Source organism: Paenibacillus sp. 11B (assembly GCF_030487755.1).
GTDB lineage: Bacteria > Bacillota > Bacilli > Paenibacillales > Paenibacillaceae > Paenibacillus > Paenibacillus vandeheii.
Map to the genome: position 1 here is coordinate 665,022 of NZ_JAUKNS010000002.1, position 19,778 is coordinate 684,799.

Consider the following 19,778-nt stretch of genomic DNA (forward strand, 5'->3'; position numbering starts at 1 on the left):
CATATTTAATTAGTATACCATTCATTCACCTTCGTGTAATGTCAGGACTCCTTAACCACGCAAAAACCCCTTACATTTACAGTCAGAATACAAGTCAGAAGCTGTTGTCTCCCATTATTCGTCACTATCTTCAACAATAATAGTATATACATTCGAAGTGGATTGTCCTGAATGCCTTTGACCGTTCCACTCGTAAGTATACATTGCAGTTAAGGACCCCTGCTGGATTCCCAATTGTTCGGCTGAGGATATCTGTGCAACGTAAGTGACCCTTTTCTCTGCTCCAGGTTCCATCTCACCCAAATGTAAATATTTTGGTGAAGAATACTCTGATATGGTCGCTCGATCCCGTACTTCTGCTTCCCCAATCCACTTGGCTCCTGAAGGAAGGACATCAGCGAGCTGCACCCGCGCAGTCCAGGACCCTGTATTGGTCACATGTACATGAAAGGTTACATTTCCTCCCCTTTCAATCAGATCAGGCTTCACTTCCACATGGACCGAGATGATAGGATACTTCAACTGAATAAATGTCGAATTAGAGGAAATGATTCGTTGCACAGAACGGGAATCGGGCAAGCGAAATGTATAGATCAGGCGAGCCTGATTCATTAGCTCGAAGATTGCAGGTGCATCCTGCTCCTGCTCTGTAAGGATCACTTCAAATTGGATATTAACCGCAGATCGTGCAGTCAGCGTTCCCAGATTGATGCCTTTGACTAGACTTGTTCCAGGCCGTTTTACACCATTCCACCCGAGACTTCCTTCGACATAACGCATGCCTGGCGGAAGAAAATCCGTCACGACAGCATCCACTGCAAATGAACCTTCATTGTGTACTGTTATCTGATACTGAACGGTATCCCCAGGAATAGCAAGGGGAGGTTTTACACTTTTTGCAATCGAAATTCGGGGCTGAACGACTTGTAAAGTTGCTACGTTTGAGTATACAGTCTCCAAATTTTCACCTGAAACATACTCTAACACTGCCTGGATTGTTAAGGCCTCGGCTACGCTGCCTCCTGTTATCTGTACTCGAAATTGAATTGGCACCGTTCTTCCCGGCAATACCTCACCAATCCAAATTCCGGAATCAGGCGTCGTCTCTGGAACAAAAATCTCATTCACTATGACACTTCCCGGTAGAAATTCAATGCCTTTGGGCAATGGGATCATTACACTTGCATCGTTTCCTATGATAAAACCCGGATTGCTCACCAAAAGCTTATAAGTGACGATATCCCCGACAAAGGTCTGAACACGATCTGCATTCAAAACCAACGACAGACTTGACGAGACCAGGTTTACTTCTACCACGTTAGATTTCTCTTCTCCCTTAACTGTTCGCCCTTCCGGCGTCAAAAACTCATAATGTACCTTCGCTTGATTCACCAGCTTCAGGGCCGGCGGGAGACCGACGATGATCACCTGAAAATGAATTCGCAACGTCATTCCGGGTGCGACTTCCTGTGCCGGAACTCCTATCTCAGGTGATACTCCCGGTAGCGGAGTCCCATCCCGAAGCACACTATTGGGAAGAAGTGAAGTTTCCGATGAAAGCGAATCCAGCAAATGGACCATGGCAGGACAATTACCGGAATTCATAATTTCGATCAGGTAGGTTAGCGTCTGCCCCAGAGCAGCCTCAGCAACGTTGCAAAACTTGTGAACTTGCAGCCTGGGGCCGATCCATGGTGTAACTACCGTATTGGAATAAGCCACCTGTTCCAGTTCAGTCGCACCCGAGCTGAATCGAACCAGTGACTGATTCTTTAGCGTGTGGGACAACGGACCGGAAGATTGGCTCATATCACCACAACCTCTACTCGGAATGTAATGGTAATTGAAGCACCGGCAGCAATCGATCCGAGCGTTATTCCTGTATTCGGATTTCCGGTAGGCCTTGCCACGCCATCCACCGTAACACTTCCAGATACAAATACGGTGCCTGTTGGTACAGGGTCTACCATGACCACGTTATTGACCACTTCGATGCCAGTATTGGTTACCACAACCGTATAGGTGATCACATCGCCGACAACAGCATCAACTGCACTTGTGCTTTTGACAACGACAACATTTGGTGCAGAGACAGGAATCACCAGAACGTTGGAGGATACCGTACCGGTCAACTGACGGCCATCCGGCGGACTAAATGTATAATTGGCCACAGCCTGATTGACCAGCTGCTGATTCTGCGGCAAAGAATCCACAGTAACTTCAAGGGTGACTGTCACATTAACGGAACCTCCTGGAGATATCGTGCCAACCACAATTCCTGATTCCGGATTCGCACCTGGCTGTGGAACACCATCAATCAGGACGCTATTGGGAAGGAGTACTGCTCCATCCGGAATGTTGTCCGTCAGTGTCAAATTCGCTGCCAGATTGCCACTGTTCGAGATGGAAAAAGAGTAGACGATGGTGTCACCGATTGTCGCATTGGACGTACTTGCTGTTTTGGTTACGGCAATAATTGGTTGATAAATTGGCGTAACCACCGTATTCGAATAGGCTGCTCCCGAGAAGATACCTGATGTGAAACTTACCGATGACTGACTGCTCACTTGCGGCGGTGCAGGCAGCGCATTGACCCGAACCGCATACGATACCGCTACAGATGCCCCAGGTGCCAAGGAACCCAGCGCTATGCCGAGTGCAGGGTTTGCCGAGAGACGCGGAACACCGTCTACCAGGACACTTCCAGTAACAAAGGTAACAGCCGAACTGATTGGATCAGTTAACACAATGTTATTAACAGGATCAATTCCGTTATTGGTCACAACCATCTCATATACAATCGTATCTCCTACCACAGCATCCACTGCAGCTGTCGTCTTCACTACACGTACATCCGGCGCAGATACCTGAATATTGAGTGTATTGGACGATATACTGCCCCCCAGAGTTCTTCCGTCAGGCAATGCATAAGAATATGTCGCAGATGCCTGATTCGAAATGGACTGGCTCAACGGAAGGGTAACAATAACGACCGAGAACATGACCAAGGTCGTTGTAGAAACGACGCCAAGCAGAATGCCTGAAGCAGGATCGGCACCCGGTGCAGATGCCCCGTTAATAATGACGCTATTCGGCACGAGCTCTGTTCCTGCAGGGATCGTATCGGTTAACGTGACTGATGCCCCATAGTTTCCTGCATTGGAGATCGCGATGCTGTAAACGACGGTATCCCCTACCGTAGCTATAGCCCGGTCGCCCGTTTTGACTGCAGACAGAACCGGCTGATAGACCGGTGTTGTAACCGTATTGGAAAATGTAGTTGCCGAAAACGCACCTGATGTAAAACTTACCGTGGACTGGTTATTCAGAACTGCACTTGCCGGGAGCGCTGTAATCTGCACACTGAAAACAACGGTCACGGTAACACCAGGTGCGATGGAACCAAGCGTTATTCCGGTAGATGGGTTAGCACCTGGTCGAAGAACACCATCAATAAACACGCTGTTTGCTGTAAGAACAGTACTTGTCGGCACTGCATCCGTGAAGACCACATTGCTGACCGTCGCAATTCCGTTATTGGTTACTGCAATGCTGTACGTTACGACATCCCCAACAGATACAGCCGTAGATGTCGTCGATTTCACCACATCAACATCTGGAGCCGACACTGAAATGGTAAGTACATTAGACAAAACTGAACCCGATATGCTGCGTCCATCAGGCAGCGTAAAGGAAAGAGCGACCGAAGCCTGATTCACCAGTTGTTGCGGGGTGGGCAATGTATCAATAACTACGGAAAAGGTAATCGTTGTTGTAGCCCCGGCAGCGACTGTGCCTGCCGGAATGCCTGCTGCGGGATTGGCGGCAGGTAATGGCTGACCATTCACAATGACACTGTTCGGAACAAGAATGGTTCCCGCAGGGATATTGTCCGTCAGGTTAATCTGGGCACCATAGTTCCCCTGATTGCTCACGGTAACCGTATAACTAACGGTGTCCCCCACGGTAGCGTTTTGTGTACTGGCCGTTTTTTGTGCTGTGAGTATAGGCTGGAAGACGGGTGTAACCACAGTATTGGAGAACGTTGTGCTGGAGAAAGCCCCCGAGGTAAAACTGACTGTGGATTGATTGCTTAATTGGCCGCTTGCTGGGATTGCGTTGACATTGATACTAAAAGTGACGGTAGCGGATGCTCCCGGAGCTAACGTACCGAGCGATATCCCCCCTGCCGGATTGGAGCCGGGCTGCACCACCCCATTCACCGTGACACTGCCTGCAACAAAGGAGGCTCCAGGAGGGATCGGATCTGAGAACTGAATATTGTTGACCGCCTCTATTCCGCTGTTCGTTACCAGAATGGAGTAAGTGACTGTATCACCTACGGCAGCCGCAGTCGAAACTGTACTTTTAACTACGGCTACGTTTGGTGATGAGACTGGAAATATCAGCGTATTTGAAGTAGCTGTTCCTGTTAACGTGCGCCCGTCAGGAGGTGTAAATGTAAAAGAAGATGTAGCAAAATTGCTAAGTTGCTGCGGAGATGGAAGGGAATCCACTATAATCGCGAACGTGACGACAGCTGTCGCTCCTGCAGCTACATTTCCTACTGGTATGCCCGCTCCAGGTGTCGCTCCCGGCTGTGGTATTCCTGAAACCACAACGCTGTTGGATACAAATGTAGTCGCAGCAGGGATGGTATCCGTCACTGTGACATTTGCCGCCAGGTTGCCTGTATTGCTGACAGACACTGTGTATACAACCGTATCACCTACGGTCGCATTCACTGTATTCGCTGTTTTGACGAGTGAAATTTGCGGTTGAATGACCGGAGTCTGTGTTGTATTGGAAGATGATGACCCCGAAAATGAACCGGATGTGAAGCTGACCGTCGACTGATTGTTAATCTGTGAAGGAATCGGCATAGTAATCGTCACCTCAAAAGTTACGGTTACTTCGGCTCCTGGAGCCAAAGTACCGATTGGAATGCCGGCGGTCGGATTGGAGAGCGGGAAAGAACTCCCGTTCACAATGACACTTCCGGGTACAAAGGGAGTATTCGAAGAAAGAGGGTTGATGTAAACCACATTATTCACTGCTACTGTTCCATTGTTGCGAATAACAGATCTGTATCGAATGACATCCCCGACTACGCCATAATCCACATTGTCACTGTTTACAATCGTTACATTGGGCAGGGATACTGGAATGGTAATCGTGTTCGATGATGAGAACCCGGAGACCGTTCTCCCACTTGGAAGAGTATAAGCGAATGATGCAACTGCCTGGTTAGTCAACTGCCTTGGATCCGGCAAACTTGTGACTGTTGCAACAAATGTGACTGTTGCGCTTGATCCTGCAGCAATCAATCCCAAATTAATTCCTGTTGCCGGGCTAACGCCCGGTGTAGGTATCCCATTTATAATGACGCTGTTCGTACTGAATACAGCTCCCGCAGGAATCGGATCGGTTATGGTAACCGTTGCGGCAATATTGCCTGAATTGTTGACTTGGATGGAGTAATTAAAGGAATCCCCTACCGTCAAATTTGATGTGCTAGCTGTTTTCACCACTTGGATTACCGGTTGGAATATGGGTGTATTCACCGTGACGGACGAAGAAACGCCATTAAAACTGCCTGACGTAAATGCTGCACTTGCCCGGTTGCTGACTGAACCTGTGGACGGGACGGATGTTACTCTTGTTTGATAGGTCACTGTTACGCTGCTCGAGCTATTCAATGTACCGACAGCAATGCCCGAAATTGGACTTGCGTTTCTTGCAGCAGTTCCATTAATCGTGACACTGCCTGACACAAATTCCGAACCAGTTGGTAAATCCGAGATAACCAGATTTTGTACTGCACTGCTCCCTGCATTTGTTGCATTGACCGTGTAGGTAAGCACATCTCCTACAGTGGCGTCTGGCGTATTTACTGTTTTGTTAATGGATATATTGGGGTTCGATGCAGGTATGCGAACAACATTGGATACACTGCTTCCCGAGAGATTACGTCCACTCGGAAGCTGGTACGTATAACTAGCACTCCCCTGATTCTCGAGCGTTGGCGGTGATGGGAGTGTAGTGAGTGAAGTTCGGAACACAACCGTTGCTGTTCCTCCTGGCTGGAGGCTGCCCAGCGTTATTCCGGTTAATGGGCTGGTCCCGGGACGCGCATTACCATTCACCGTTACTGAATCCGGGACAAACGTCAGACCTGTCGGAATCGTATCAGTCACATTCACTTGGGTAGCTATGTTCCCGCTGTTCGTTACCACTAGTGTGTATGCCAGCTGATCTCCCAGTGTCGCATTCGATTGACTCGCGGACTTGGTAATGCCGATTACCGCCTGATATACAGGGGTTGTGAGGGTATTGGAGCTCGATATCCCCGTGAACGAACCAGAGCTATACGACGCTGCGGCTCGGTTGACTAACGAACCTGAAGCAGGCAGGGATTGCACATTAACCTGAAACGTCACCGACGCAGAACTCCCGGCTGCCAGCGATTCCAGCGAAACTCCACTGCTCGGATTGGCCGATGGTACCACAGTTCCTCTGACGGTCACACTGCCGGGTACGAATGTAGTACCTGTTGGGAGAGAATCCGTAAGTATCACATTGTTAATCACTTGGATGCCACTGTTGGTCGTAACGATTGTATACGTAAACGTCTCTCCAACTGCAACATCAGTGACAGATGCCGATTTTACAGTTGTTACATTAGGCAAGGTAACGGGAATGGTCAGAGTGTTCGACGCTACTGTTCCGTTAATAGTCCGACCGTCAGGCGAGTTGAAGGAATAGGAGGCCGTGGCTTGATCCACAAGGGTCGGAGGCGTGGGCAGACTTGTTACGAGTACCTGGAAGGTTACGGTATTGGTACTCCCTGCCGCGAGACTCCCCAAATTGACACCAGTCGCAGGGTTGGCGCCTGCAATCACATTCCCATTCAGTCGGAAGCTGCCTGCCACATACGAGCTTCCACTAGGGATGTTATCCGTTAATGTAACGTTGGCAGCAACATTTCCCCCGTTGTTTACCTGAAGCGTATACGTAACCTGATCACCCACTGTGGCGTTGGTTGTACTCGCCGACTTCAAAATGGACAGATTGGGTGAATAAACAGTAAGTGTAGAGTTATTGGATGGAATAACTCCCGTAATCACTGCCCCTCCTGCCACACTTTGAAAGGTAAACGCGGCATTCGCTGAATTCACCAGCTGCAATATGTTTGCATCCTGGCCAATGAGCCCACGATAGGTTACAACAATACTGTTGGATAGGTTTAATGAACCAAGCGGAATGCCGGTGGTCACATCGAGTGTTGGCCGAGATACACCAGCGACCGTTACACTTCCGGGAATAAAGGTAAGCCCTGCAGGCATCGAATCGGATAACACAACGCTAGCCGCACTGGCTGTACCTGCATTGCTGACGGTAACGGTATAGAGAATGCTATCCCCCGCTACCGCACCCGAGGCAACGGATGCCTTCGCCACTGTAATTTTGGGCGCATTGATATCAACCTGAATCGCATTGGCGTTGACAATATAGGCGTCCCCGGAAGTCGTTAACGTTAATACCGCAGAAGACTGATTGTTGATCAGTCTGGCTGACACATCCACGTTGGTAATATCCCAGCCTTGACGTCCGCCGATAATATTGGTGCCTGGGGCGCCATTCGTCTGGTTTCGTGTACCAAAAGTCCCTGTTGTATTAAGTGCTCCGGTATCTCCGTTGATTTGAGAAGCAAAAAAGTTCGCAGCCAGATTGTTTGGTCCGGACAAGGCAACTGAAGTTGCCGAGGTCGGCCCGAATAGCGCCTGATCACCGGTCCGGTTTGCGTCCCCCTCCTGCGCACTGAACAATGCCCTCCCACCTAATGCACCCGAAAGCGGAGTGGCAAATCCAGTCAGTGTGGTAACAACTGGCGCCGAGGTGGATTGGACGAGTACCCCGCCTGCACGCAAGGACATGTTGCGAAAAGGCAGGCTGGGGTTCTGGTAAATGACGCCGAGCGTCCAGCCCGCATGATTGGCTGTAGCATCATTAGTAATGACAATTGTTCCTACAACTGCTCCGGTGGTATATGTACCGGCTCCCCCATTTTGTACAAGCGAAGTAACATTGGCTGAACGCACATAGCCGGAAGCGCCGTTCCCCAGATCGAATTGATTGGAGGTAAGTGGATCAGGGGTAACACTGAAAGTTCCTGCGGGTGTAATAAACGTAACCGGATTGTTGATTGCAGCACTCAGATTGACTGTTCCATTGATGTAACTTCCACCCCAGATCAACTCTGCATACAAGACGGTGCTGCCAACAGGAAGAACGAGTATAGCCGCTGAACTGTTGCTCTGATAAAGGCTCGTGGTTCCCAGAGGATAGGTACCGTACTGGACGGTGGCGTTGGTTGTCGTAAAAGCTCCTATACTGTCCTGTGTTCCAGGAGCCCCCGCTACTTCCGATCGACTTAGTCCAAGCGTATTACCTGTAAATGTAATTGCTCCCGTAGCATTAACGGTTGAACGAACGACAAGAGGAATGAATTTCACCTCCCCTTCATCAAAATTGCAATCATATGAATTGGAGCTTTTATACACAGTCTATGAGCCTAATGCGGACTTTTGTTTGTCCCATAAAAAGAACTTTATGCACTTTGCACTTATGTAAGCTTTTTTTTCATATAACAAAATTAAATAATTTGCGTTTCATGCAATGTGTTTTATAATTAAAAGATACGAGAGCGGCGTCTGTCGTATCATTATGATGCAGTCAGCGGTGATATATTGAAGAGTTTCCATACGAATAACAGCCATATCCCAACAGAGTACGAATTCAAGCATTCCAAATGGATCAAAAAAATGCTTCGTGCTTATTGGATCGTCGTTCTAACGCATGTTGTCATTCAAATCGGCTGCTTTCTGTTTCTGGATTATGATCGAACTCCGGAAGATTTCATAATCCATGTTTTAGTTTGGCCTACATCAGCCAGCGCTTTAGCCATTCTGGTCGCCAGTTGGGTGGAACGCCGGTTCAGTTCGTTTTCCTTCTACTCCATGTCCATGGCGAGCACGGTGATTGCCTGGGCCATCATTCATGTCAATTACGATATTCGCATTATACTGGCCATATGTCTTTTGCCAATCTTTGCTTCGGTTCTGTTCTTCAACAAAAAAAGGGTATGGGCGGTATGCCTCATGCAGATGATTGGCTATGTCATCGTACTCTGCGACCCGTCCTATCGGCTGTACTTATCTTCGTTTGATATGGTTTCCATTCCGGCTTTCCTCATTGTAGGTACATATGTTGCGCAACTCATTGTTATTAGCGGGGTCGAGGTACTGGATGATCTTCAGGCCAGTATGCTTGCCAAGCAGGATCTGATTGTACGAAACGCAATTATGAGCAAGCAGTCCAAGACAGACGGGTTAACCAATCTGTATAATCAAAGCTCCTTTAAGGACTACTATGAAAAAGCGTTTGAGTATGCCAAGAATGGCATGAGTCTTTATTTGGCATTGATTGATATTGACAATTTCAAATCCATTAATGATACATATGGTCATCGGGTTGGAGACGTCATTTTGGAGAGAGTATCTCTGGTCATTCAGGAGAACGTCACATCAAGCGATATTGCTGCGCGTTATGGCGGCGAGGAATTCGCACTGCTGATGTTCGAACAGTCTTTTGAGCAGGCATATGCATTAGTGGAGCAGATCCGTAAGAAAATCGCCCGTCTTGTTCATCCGGAGCTGGAAGGAGCTTATATTACGGTAAGTGTCGGACTCCAAAGCTACAGCCCCCATCTGTCCAAGGACAAATTGTTTGAAGAAGTGGACGCGTGCCTGTATACCGCCAAACGGACAGGGAAAAATAAAACGGTAACATCCCTCGAATCGTCTATAATCGTTGAAGAAAAAAATTAAAAAAGTTGTGCTGCTCACCGAACGCCGGTGTAACAGCACAACTTTTCTTTATTAGGGTCTTTATAAAGCCTTTAGGTTTACTCTACCCATTCCCAGCGATGTGTATTTTGCTCCAGCTTCGGGTGGAGCTTAGCCGGCTCTCCATCAATAATCAGACGTACTTCCTTAATCCAATCTTTGAACGAGTCAAAGGATGCGAACTGATTTGCCATCTCAACCGTGAGATACAGGAAATGAGGAGCGGGGTATTCTTCTGCCATATGGCGCAGAGCTGCTTCGATCGGCGTATACTTCTTACGCTTGCCTTCCCAGCCCTCGACCCGTACGCGGGAGGATGCATGCTCCCTTCTCCAGTCATGAAGGCGGTCCTCCCTTTTGTAAAAGGGCTGCACCCCCTCCTTGCTCATTCGCTTCATCGTATTCTCATGTAGAGGATAAAGCACAAGCTGCACAAAAGCACGTGTGTCCGCAATAGCAGCTGCCCGTTCAAGCTGTTCATCCGTTACGTGCTCAAATGAATCATAAAAAATCAGGGTGCCTTTCCGGGCAGCTGGGGGCGGTTCATAGCCATAGGGTACATTGGTATATTTTCCAGACATCTCATCGCTCCTTGCCTGTCTACTGATCAGTTACCTTATACTCTATAGTATATTATCCTTTAGCTGTGTTCTTCAATTCTGGATAGAATGTCATTCTATTTTTGCCCGCACGCTTGGATTCATACAGCGCCTCATCTGCCATGCGAATAATTTCACTCGGATTGCGACTGTTAGCAGGATATTCGGCACCTCCAATGCTGCATCCAATATGAATCCGCCCATATTCGATAATAAACGGCTTATTCAGGTTCTGTATGATATCTTCAGCAGCACCGTATTTTCCTTTTGACTGACGATAAACATCTCGATGTCCTTTTCCTCATGCTTCAACGGTTCCAGGACACTTTTCTCTACTTCCTTCGCCCAGGCCCAGCTTAAATGCGCGGCAAGCACACCAGCAATCTCTCCGTTCTTGTATTTCAATGGAAAGCTGATATCTACAAATTGCAACGGTTCACCGGTTGGGTTGGGAAGCAGCTTCGCCAGAAGGACTGCATCATGGACATCTCCAATAAACTTACCCTTGATTCCCTCCTGATACACGGGCCGTTCCGATAAATTTTCACCGCGCAATATGCCGTCTGTGGATGCCAGCACATTTCCTTTCAGATTCATGAATCCAACCCATGAGAATGTGGGAAAGCTATCTTGAAGCTGATTGAGCAGCAGCTTTCGGAAATCATGTCTTTTTTTATTATACATGTCCATACAATGTTGGATGGATATTCGCACCGTGTTTCTTCCATTCAAAGAATAGTCACGATTCTGTATATACATACTTGGGTTATGAATATAGAGAGCAAGCATGCTCGTATGAGCCAAGCGAGCACTGTTTGTCACAACGAAGAGCATTCGAAATTCAGTCATTGGGGGTGTAATGTTGAGCCTGCTTCATGTTGCTGTAATTCTGCCATTTGCCGCTGGTGTTGTACTTGCCATGCTGCATCGTTTCTTCCGTAAAATACATATGGGATGGCTGGTTTTACTTGTCCCGGCCCTATTATTTGTTTATTTTGCGAGTCTCTTACCCGCCGTGTCCCAGCGAAATATGGTATCCGGATATATCCCCTGGATTCCGTCACTGGACATTGGATTCAATCTATATCTGGATGGTCTAAGTCTGCTGCTGACACTGTTAATCACCGGAATAGGAACTATGGTGGTCCTGTATTCTATCTTCTACATGGACACTAAAGAAGCCTTGAACCGCTTCTATCTGTACCTGCTGATGTTTATGGGAGCCATGCTTGGCGTGGTGCTGTCAGATAATATGATTGTGTTGTACGGATTCTGGGAGTTGACCAGTATTACGTCCTTTCTCCTGATCGCCTTTCATTACAAACGCGAAGCGTCCACCTCAGGTGCACAAAAATCGTTCCTTATTACCGTATTTGGCGGATTCGCCATGCTCGCCGGTTTCATGCTGATGTATCTCATGACTGGCACGTTCAGCATCCGGGCAACCATTACAGAGTGGGGGCAGATACAGGATAGTTCACTATTCTTGCCAGCTCTTGTGCTGATTCTGGTCGGGGCGTTTACGAAATCCGCACAGTTCCCGTTCCACATCTGGCTGCCAGACGCCATGGAAGCTCCAACTCCCGTCAGCGCCTATCTGCATTCGGCTACGATGGTTAAGGCGGGACTGTATGTTGTCGCCCGGTTTACACCGATTTTCGGTGGACAGGGGTTGTGGTTCTGGCTTGTCACCGGCGTTGGACTGCTCACCCTGTGTTATGGATCTTTCCTCGCCGTGAAAAAAAATGATCTCAAAGCGATTCTGGCCTATTCTACAATTTCACAGCTTGGTCTAATCATGTCCCTGCTCGGCGTTGGCTCAACGGCCATCTATTTCGGATATGGCGAATCCTCCGCGATGTACACGGTTGCCATTACGGCAGCTTTGCTTCATCTGTTCAACCACGCTACCTTCAAGGCGGCACTGTTCATGGTCGTTGGGATTGTGGATCATGAAACAGGTACCCGGGATATAAGGAAACTCGGCGGCCTTGCTTCGTTTATGCCAGTGACCTTTACGGTAGCGCTCATCGGAGCACTCGCCATGGCCGGAATTCCGCCGTTCAACGGATTTCTGAGCAAGGAGCTGTTCTTTCAGGCCATGGTGGAAGTGACACACCTCCGCATCTTTGGACTCGGTTCATGGAGCGTACTCTTGCCTGTGTTCGCCTGGCTTGCAAGTGTGTTCACTTTGATCTATGCGCTTATTATTGTATTCAAAACGTTCCTTGGACGAACTCGCAGCGAGATTCCTGCTGAGAAGCAGCATGAAGCTCCTGTCGGCATGCTGATTCCTCCGGTTATTCTCGGGATACTTGTGATCATATTCGGTCTATTCCCGAATCTGCTGGCTGAATCATTGATTGAACCCGCGATGGCTGCTGTACTTCCATCACTGCTGAACGGAAAAGAACACTTTGATGTTCATTTCTCCCTATGGCATGGCATTACTCCTGAATTGATTATGACTATCGGTGTAATTGCCCTAGGCATAACCATGTACAAACTGCTGCCGCGCTGGAGAACGATTTATGAGCACTATCCGCAAGGCTTAACGATAAACAATATGTACCATGTCGTGCTCGATAATCTTCAGCATTATGCACGCAAATGGACGGAAGCCTATATGAATGGCTCGGTTCGTAATTATCTGGTATACATTTTCTCGTTCACCGTTGCATTGCTGGTTTATGCCTTTTTCCGCTCAGGGGAAAATATCACCTGGAACTTCAAGGGTAATGCCCCCTTCTCTTTCTATGAGGCAGTACTGCTGCTGGCATTAATTGCCGCTGCGGTTTCGATTCCGTTTGCCAAGAACAGACTATCGGCAGTCATTATGACAGGCGCGGTTGGTTACCTCGTCACTTTGCTGTTCGTGCTGTTCCGAGCACCGGATCTCGCATTGACCCAGATGATTGTAGAGACGGTATCCGTTGCACTATTTCTGCTTTGTTTCTACCATCTGCCTGAGCTGCAACGGGGCAAATCAAGCCGACGTTATCTTAGTGTCAATATGATCGTAGCGATTGCTGTTGGGGTCGTCATGACCTTTGTGGCCTTGGCAGCGAGCGGAACTGCGTCACTGGAAAGCATTTCAGACTTTTTCATTCAGGAGAGCTACCATCTGGCTGGCGGCAAAAATGTCGTTAATGTGCTGCTGGTGGACTTCCGAGGATTCGATACCTTACTGGAGATTATGGTGCTTGGGGTAGCTTCATTGTCCATCTACTCCATGATTAATCTCAATCTCGAAGCGAGGGACCTCGGTGCAAGACTGAAATTCCGCAAGAAAGAACAAACTGAAGAAACCGATAATGAGACGGGTGACGAAGCAGACAATACGAAAAAGTATGGCAACCGTGAACGCAGCTCGTCAACATGGGATACCGTCCCCCTTCAAAGCAACGATATATTACTGCAAACGACGACCAAGGTTGTTGTCTTTATCATTCTGACCTTCGCGCTCCATCTGTTCTTCGCCGGACATCATAACCCGGGTGGAGGCTTCATTGGCGGCCTGGTGACGGCTGCTGCACTGGTATTACTAGCGCTGGCATTTAGTACGGATACCGTACGCAAAGCTTTACCTATCGATTTTCGCACCTTGACGGCCATTGGCTTGGGCATTGCGTTATTGACCGGAGCAGGCTCGTTTTTGTTCGGCGCACCCTTCCTGAGTCAGACCTTTGGTTATTTCGATCTTCCAATACTGGGAGAAACGGAACTTGCAACCGCGATGCTGTTTGACCTCGGCGTGTATCTTGCCGTCCTGGGAGTCACCATGAATATCATTCTACAGATCGGGGAGGATCGCTGATATGGAAATATTGATGTGTGTGGCCGTTGGCATTCTGTTCGCAGTCGCCGTCTTTTTAATCTTATCGCGGAGCCTGCTCCGTATCGTGCTCGGCATGTCCATACTAACCCATGGGGTGCACCTGCTGCTGATTACGATGTCACGTCTCAAAACAGGTGCACCACCTTTGCTCGGGGAGCAGGCTGAACGATACGTCGATCCACTCCCCCAGGCTCTGATTTTAACATCCATCGTCATTAATTTCGGACTAACCGCCTTTTTCTTTGTACTCTCCTATCGCTCCTATTTGAAGCTAAAGACAGACGATATGGAAGAAGTAAGGGGGCGTCCTTATGAATAATCTCGTTGTTCTGCCCATTCTGCTGCCACTGATTACCGGGGTTATTGCCCTTCTGTTCTTCCGACGGACAAATATCCAGCGGGTTGTAAGTGTCATTGGCTTACTGATGACGGCAGCCGCTTCAACCGTGCTCATTACCCAAGTGGCACAGTCCGGGATACAAACACTGAATATGGGAGGCTGGGAACCACCCTACGGTATCGTACTTGTTGCCGATATGGTATCGGCCTTGCTCGTCGTTGCCGCTTCGATCATTGGGTTCGCATGTCTGCTCTATGCCTTCCGCAGCGTGAATAAGGAACGGGAAGAACATCATTTTTACCCGTTCTTTCATTTCCTGATAGCAGGCGTGAACGGTTCATTCCTAACGGGAGACCTGTTTAACCTGTTTGTATGCTTTGAACTAATGCTCATCTCTTCATATGCACTGATTGTATTGGGAGGTACGGAGAGACAATTACGGGAAACAATCAAGTATGTATTGATTAACATTGTCTCTTCTGCGTTATTTGTAGCCTCTATTGGCTTTCTCTACTCGGTTACCGGCACACTAAACATGGCCGACTTGTCCAATCGGATCGCCGAGGTCGGACAGAGTGGAGTCATCACGCTGATTGCCGTCCTCTTCCTGATCGTATTCAGTATTAAAGCTGGCTTGTTCCTGTTCTTCTGGTTATCCGGCTCTTATGCAGCCCCTCCGGCAGTTGTCACCGCCCTATTCGCCGGATTGCTGACCAAAGTTGGCTTGTACGCTATTGTGCGAACATTCACACTCATTTTCTATCATGATCCGGATTTCTTCCATGCACTTATCGGCTGGATGGCGGGAGCGACCATGGTACTCGGGGTAATCGGGGCTATGTCCTATCGTGACGTCAATAAGATTCTGATCTACAATGTTATCGCAGGTGTGGGATTTGTGGCCTTCGGCATGGCGGCAGCGAGTCGTCCGTCACTGGAAGGTCTGCTCTTCTACATGCTGCATGACATGCTGATCAAAACACTGCTCTTCCTGCTCGGGGGTGCTCTGATCGCGGTCGCAGGAACCTCCAAGCTCGACAATATGGGCGGTCTGATCCATCGCTATCCACTGCTTGGCTGGATGTTCTTCATCAGTGCACTTGCCTTGGCAGGTATTCCGCCTTTCAGTGGATTTCCTGGGAAATTGCTACTGTTCGAAGGCGGATTTCAGGCTGGCTTGTACGGTCTGACAGGCATTGCCGTCCTTTCCAGTCTGCTGATGTTATATTCGGTACTACGCATCTTCATACAGGCGTTCTGGGGTGAACCGCCAGCAGGCGCAGTGAGAAGACCTTATGCCGTGAACGGCCTGCTCATCCCTGCCGGAATTCTGTTTGTGTTCATCATCGCGATGGGTGTGGGGGCTGAGGGCATGTTCCAGCTGACCTCCCGCGCAGGCGACATTCTGCTGCATCCCAATATTTATATTGATGCAGTATTGAAGGAGTAGATGCGTATGGCCTTTCAGATTGTGTTGAATCTGATCATTGCTTTTGTATGGATGTTTCTGAATAATGCGTGGAATGGCGTTGGCTTTCTCACGGGTTATCTGCTGGGTCTGCTGTTGATTGGGAGCATGCGGCGGTTCTTTCCGCAGCGCTTCTACATCGTTCGTGTCTGGGCAATCATCAAGCTGATTGCCTTGCTGTTCAAGGAGCTGGTACGGGCCAGCATTGAAGTTATTCGCCAGATTGTGAAGCCGAAGCTTGATATTCGGCCAGGTATATTTACCTATCAGACTCAGCTGTCCTCCGATTGGGAAGTTACACTCCTGTGCTTGCTCATTTCACTAACGCCAGGTACCCTTCCACTTGAAATTTCGGGCAATCAACGTAAATTATATATTCACGCGCTGGATATCAAAGATCAACAGAAAATGAGTGATGATATCAAAAATACGTTCGAAAAAGCCATTATGGAGGTGACACGTTAATGTTATCCTCACTATTGTTCATATCCTTGCTTATTCTGTCCCTGGCAATCCTGGGTTGTCTGTACCGGGTGCTGCGCGGACCTTCCATGGCCGACCGGATTACGGCACTGGATACCATCGGTATTAATGTCATTGCCATCGTTGCGGTACTATCCATGATGCTTCATACCCAAGCTTATCTGGATATTATTCTGTTAATTGGCATTCTCGCTTTTCTAAGCACAGTTGCATTTGCACGATACATTGAACGGGGGGCGGTGTTCAAAAATGAAGGAGATCGTTGATGGAACCGCCGGAATTGTCATTGGGCTTATTGTCCTGCTGGGCGCCCTACTAAGCGCATTTAGCGCGTTCGGACTAATTCGACTGCCAGATGTATATCTACGGGCGCATGCCGCCACCAAAAACACTACACTCGGCGTACTTTGTGTACTGAGCGGAACGTTTCTTTTCTTCTGGTATTTCGACAACTATATTAGTGCCCGGGTGTTGCTTGGCATTGTGTTTGTCTTTATCACAGCACCGGTAGCCGGACATCTGAACGGACGGGCTGCCTATCGAACGGATGTCCCTCTATGGGAACAGAGTGTGCAGGATGAACTTGAACCGCTCTTGAAGGGGAAAAAGGTCAACCATGAAGCCAAGGACATGATGGAATAGTCTCTTGGTCCATAATCCAATACCCCCGGGACATGCCACACATGATGTGGCCGTCCCGGGGGTATTTGGATTGTATGAGACTCAGCTTAGTCCAATCCATATTCGTGGAGCAGAAGTAAACTATAGTTTACCGAATCAGAATCCATCAAGTCCCTGTCTTCTCAGATCAGCAGCAACGATTCGTGCAAGCTGGGCAGCACCATCCCGATTCGGATGCAGCGTGTCTCCTGTCATGTACAAGGCCAGTGTTGCAGCCGGTCCAATGGAAGTGAAATAGGCCGAACTGAGTTTGTTCAGATCTACAAGTGCCACACCCTCTTCCTGAGCCAGTGCACGTGTAGATGCATTGTACCAGCGATTCTCCGCAGTATGCACATTGGCTGAATTGAAATCAGTTGCCCGACCCTGAGGCGTTGATAAAATAACGGTGGCTCCTTTATTTTTGGCCTGACGAACCATATCACGCATGATCTCCTTGAACTCCGCTTCCGTTGTATTATTCTTGGCATTCGTATCATTAATCCCTAATTGCAAAATAAAGTAATCTCCTGGCTTAATATACTTCAGAATCGCTTCCATCTGTCCATCATCGCGGAAGCCTCTTGCAAATTGACCGCTTGAGGCCATATTCCGAACCTGAAATGTACTCGTATTCACGTAGGAAGGGAATAGCTGTCCCCAGCCACCCTGCACACTGCTGTTAAGCGGATAGTAATTGCAGACCGTCGAATCGCCTCCAATATAGATCGTACGGTTCGTCACCGTCTGATTCGATATTTTCCGGATTTCAAGTGCGCTGAGTGTAAATGCCGCGCCTTCCTTACCTTCTGTTACCAACAGATTTAACTGTCCATCCGTCACCGGAATTTGAAATTGATCGGTCGCCCCGTTACCCGTCATATTGATGATCTGATATACACCTTCTGCCGCCACACTCGATCTGGCTGTGTTTCCCAGGAGCACTTTGACCTCGTAGAGACCATTGGACAAATCCACATTAAACGTATTCGTACTCTTCGTGCCAAAGGTAACAAACTGTACGGCATCGCTTGCAGCGCCCGTTCCGGAGGCAGTTACATTTCGCATATTGCCAGGTGTATTGAATCCATAGCCTTTCGCTGAAGTGTAGGCATCCGTTGCCAATACACCTGTGTAACCGCTCTCAACTGCACCGGAACCAAAATCAAATTTGTACTCATTCGCTGCAGCTTCAGCGACCTGTCCGCCATTAGCTGCCAGAGCACCCCCAATCAGACTAGCAAACAGGGTAAGACAGAGCAAATACCGCACGGATTTTGACCATTTCATGACTAAACACTCCTCTCAGGTTTCTATTTGTATAGTTTCCTTATAGAACGTAATCAAGCCAATCATAGGCTTTCGCTCCGCTAATTTCATGTCCACCTGTAAAAAAGTCTGCATCCAGCCATTTCTGTGCGCCCGCCTGCTCATAGATTTTGGTCAATCGGGCATAAGCTTCTTTTGCTGTTGGCAGCGGAAATACCTGATCTTCACTTCCGGCTTCAATAAACAGCGGCCTGGGTGCAATCATACCGATGATATCCGGCAGCTCTGCTTCCCTCAAAATTCCTGGGATATAATTATCGAGGCAATGATTTCTGTCCAGTATGCTGCCCTGAAATGTATTGGCGTAACCGCTCACAACAGCTGCACGACACCGTTCATCCAACGCAGCAGTGAATGCCGTCACGAGTCCACCCCCCGAGATGCCCATACTGCCGATACGCGCTGAGACAGCTTCAGGACGGGTGGTTATGTAATCGAGCACACGCATCGTCTCATAGATGCGATGTCCGGCCAGGGTCTGCCCTGTCATGAGCAGATGGGCCGCAATTTTGGTACATGAGCTTGCCCCTGGGGGTGCATCCCGATCCTCCTCCAGCCTTCGGTCACCAAATCCAAGCAATTCAGGCGCAGCAACCACATATCCACGCTGTACAAGAGCGACGGCGAAGTCTTTATGCAGGCCGGGTTCTCCTCTACGCGGTGAACCGTCGGGTTCCATGCCGCAGATTTCCCGGCTGCCATACCCGTGTCCATGACAAGCTATAATAGCTGGACACGGCTCTTTGGTAGCGCTTACTACATCCGGTATTAACATATAGATGGGCATGCGCAACCCCGCATAGGTTGTAATCTCAACCCGCTCCCGGATATAGCCGTCACATGCCGTGCGTTCCAGGAGTACGGGATTCAGCTCCGCAGCCACGGTTGGGAAACCGCCCAGCCGCTCTTTAATCCGTGTGCGCAACTGACTGCGCCATGGGTCAAGGGCTTGACCCGCCTGATAAGCGGACCGTCCGCGCGGGCTTGTTTGTTTTTGCAAATAGGATTCAATATCCGACATACCGTTCATCCCTCCTGTCCATTCAAATAATATATAAATTATTTAGCTCCACTTCTTCAGGTTATTTCTGTCCTCTCCATTCTCGTGTAAATGTTTTGTTCAATTTAAATAGATGTATTATAAATTTATGTT

14 protein-coding genes are annotated in these 19,778 nt (G+C 48.6%); 7 read left to right on the forward strand and 7 right to left on the reverse strand.

The window, feature by feature from the left end:
- Positions 1-114: 114 nt before the first annotated feature.
- Positions 115-1,809: a DUF11 domain-containing protein gene (locus tag Q0V21_RS11350; RefSeq protein WP_301878946.1), complete on the reverse strand. Its 1,695-nt coding sequence runs from the start codon at positions 1,807-1,809 to the stop codon at positions 115-117.
- Positions 1,806-8,516 (reverse strand): DUF7507 domain-containing protein, encoded by a 6,711-nt coding sequence (locus Q0V21_RS11355; protein WP_301878947.1) that lies wholly within the window; start codon positions 8,514-8,516, stop codon positions 1,806-1,808. Before Q0V21_RS11355 ends, Q0V21_RS11350 begins: the two co-directional genes overlap by 4 nt.
- 234 nt (positions 8,517-8,750) lie before the next feature.
- Here Q0V21_RS11355 and Q0V21_RS11360 point away from each other — a divergent pair, with 234 nt between their 5' ends.
- Positions 8,751-9,890: a GGDEF domain-containing protein gene (locus tag Q0V21_RS11360; RefSeq protein WP_301878948.1), complete on the forward strand. Its 1,140-nt coding sequence runs from the start codon at positions 8,751-8,753 to the stop codon at positions 9,888-9,890.
- A 77-nt stretch (positions 9,891-9,967) separates the two neighbouring features.
- On the opposite strand, the gene Q0V21_RS11365 is transcribed toward Q0V21_RS11360, so the two are convergent.
- From Q0V21_RS11365 to Q0V21_RS11375, 3 genes are read right to left on the reverse strand one after another with little or no spacing between them, the layout of a single operon-like run.
- The gene (locus Q0V21_RS11365; protein WP_024631882.1) at positions 9,968-10,489 is read right to left on the reverse strand and encodes a hypothetical protein; all 522 of its coding nucleotides are present in this window, start codon (positions 10,487-10,489) and stop codon (positions 9,968-9,970) included.
- 52 nt (positions 10,490-10,541) lie between these two features.
- Entirely contained in the window at positions 10,542-10,748 is a 207-nt protein-coding gene (locus Q0V21_RS32995; protein WP_443146403.1) for a diguanylate cyclase domain-containing protein, read from the reverse strand.
- A complete protein-coding gene (locus Q0V21_RS11375) occupies positions 10,733-11,104 on the reverse strand; it encodes a PDC sensor domain-containing protein (RefSeq protein WP_443145869.1) in 372 nt (123 codons plus the stop codon). The genes Q0V21_RS32995 and Q0V21_RS11375 overlap by 16 nt, the downstream gene beginning before the upstream one ends.
- 265 nt (positions 11,105-11,369) lie before the next feature.
- Here Q0V21_RS11375 and Q0V21_RS11380 point away from each other — a divergent pair, with 265 nt between their 5' ends.
- The 6 genes from Q0V21_RS11380 to mnhG are packed head-to-tail and all read left to right on the forward strand — an operon-like array spanning position 11,370 to position 17,278.
- A complete protein-coding gene (locus Q0V21_RS11380; protein ID WP_301879546.1) occupies positions 11,370-14,324 on the forward strand; it encodes a Na+/H+ antiporter subunit A in 2,955 nt (984 codons plus the stop codon).
- Between the two features lies 1 nt (position 14,325).
- A complete protein-coding gene (locus Q0V21_RS11385) occupies positions 14,326-14,664 on the forward strand; it encodes a Na(+)/H(+) antiporter subunit C (protein WP_024631879.1) in 339 nt (112 codons plus the stop codon).
- A complete protein-coding gene (locus Q0V21_RS11390; RefSeq protein ID WP_285076718.1) occupies positions 14,657-16,135 on the forward strand; it encodes a Na+/H+ antiporter subunit D in 1,479 nt (492 codons plus the stop codon). Before Q0V21_RS11385 ends, Q0V21_RS11390 begins: the two co-directional genes overlap by 8 nt.
- 6 nt (positions 16,136-16,141) lie before the next feature.
- Positions 16,142-16,618 (forward strand): Na+/H+ antiporter subunit E, encoded by a 477-nt coding sequence (locus Q0V21_RS11395; RefSeq protein WP_301878950.1) that lies wholly within the window; start codon positions 16,142-16,144, stop codon positions 16,616-16,618.
- The gene (locus Q0V21_RS11400; RefSeq protein WP_053782045.1) at positions 16,618-16,902 is read left to right on the forward strand and encodes a Na(+)/H(+) antiporter subunit F1; all 285 of its coding nucleotides are present in this window, start codon (positions 16,618-16,620) and stop codon (positions 16,900-16,902) included. The genes Q0V21_RS11395 and Q0V21_RS11400 overlap by 1 nt, the downstream gene beginning before the upstream one ends.
- Positions 16,886-17,278 carry a monovalent cation/H(+) antiporter subunit G gene (mnhG, locus tag Q0V21_RS11405; protein WP_301878953.1) on the forward strand — a complete coding sequence of 131 codons (393 nt, stop codon included), beginning with the start codon at positions 16,886-16,888 and terminating at the stop codon, positions 17,276-17,278. The genes Q0V21_RS11400 and mnhG overlap by 17 nt, the downstream gene beginning before the upstream one ends.
- A 135-nt stretch (positions 17,279-17,413) precedes the next feature.
- On the opposite strand, the gene Q0V21_RS11410 is transcribed toward mnhG, so the two are convergent.
- Positions 17,414-18,586, reverse strand: a complete 1,173-nt coding sequence (locus tag Q0V21_RS11410) for a rhamnogalacturonan acetylesterase (RefSeq protein ID WP_301878954.1) — start codon at positions 18,584-18,586, stop codon at positions 17,414-17,416.
- A gap of 40 nt (positions 18,587-18,626) precedes the next feature.
- Positions 18,627-19,646 carry an alpha/beta hydrolase family protein gene (locus tag Q0V21_RS11415; RefSeq protein ID WP_301878955.1) on the reverse strand — a complete coding sequence of 340 codons (1,020 nt, stop codon included), beginning with the start codon at positions 19,644-19,646 and terminating at the stop codon, positions 18,627-18,629.
- Positions 19,647-19,778 lie beyond the last annotated feature (132 nt).

Excerpts from the sequence above, each read along its gene's own strand:
- Q0V21_RS11350 (WP_301878946.1), bottom strand. The coding sequence starts at position 1,809 with ATGAGCCAATCTTCCGGTCCGTTGTCCCACACGCTAAAGAATCAGTCA.
- Q0V21_RS11365 (WP_024631882.1), bottom strand. The coding sequence starts at position 10,489 with ATGTCTGGAAAATATACCAATGTACCCTATGGCTATGAACCGCCCCCA.
- Q0V21_RS11375 (WP_443145869.1), bottom strand. The coding sequence starts at position 11,104 with ATGAATCTGAAAGGAAATGTGCTGGCATCCACAGACGGCATATTGCGC.
- Q0V21_RS11385 (WP_024631879.1), top strand. The coding sequence starts at position 14,326 with ATGGAAATATTGATGTGTGTGGCCGTTGGCATTCTGTTCGCAGTCGCC.
- Q0V21_RS11390 (WP_285076718.1), top strand. The coding sequence starts at position 14,657 with ATGAATAATCTCGTTGTTCTGCCCATTCTGCTGCCACTGATTACCGGG.
- Q0V21_RS11395 (WP_301878950.1), top strand. The coding sequence starts at position 16,142 with ATGGCCTTTCAGATTGTGTTGAATCTGATCATTGCTTTTGTATGGATG.
- Q0V21_RS11400 (WP_053782045.1), top strand. The coding sequence starts at position 16,618 with ATGTTATCCTCACTATTGTTCATATCCTTGCTTATTCTGTCCCTGGCA.
- mnhG (WP_301878953.1), top strand. The coding sequence starts at position 16,886 with ATGAAGGAGATCGTTGATGGAACCGCCGGAATTGTCATTGGGCTTATT.
- Q0V21_RS11410 (WP_301878954.1), bottom strand. The coding sequence starts at position 18,586 with ATGAAATGGTCAAAATCCGTGCGGTATTTGCTCTGTCTTACCCTGTTT.
- Q0V21_RS11415 (WP_301878955.1), bottom strand. The coding sequence starts at position 19,646 with ATGTCGGATATTGAATCCTATTTGCAAAAACAAACAAGCCCGCGCGGA.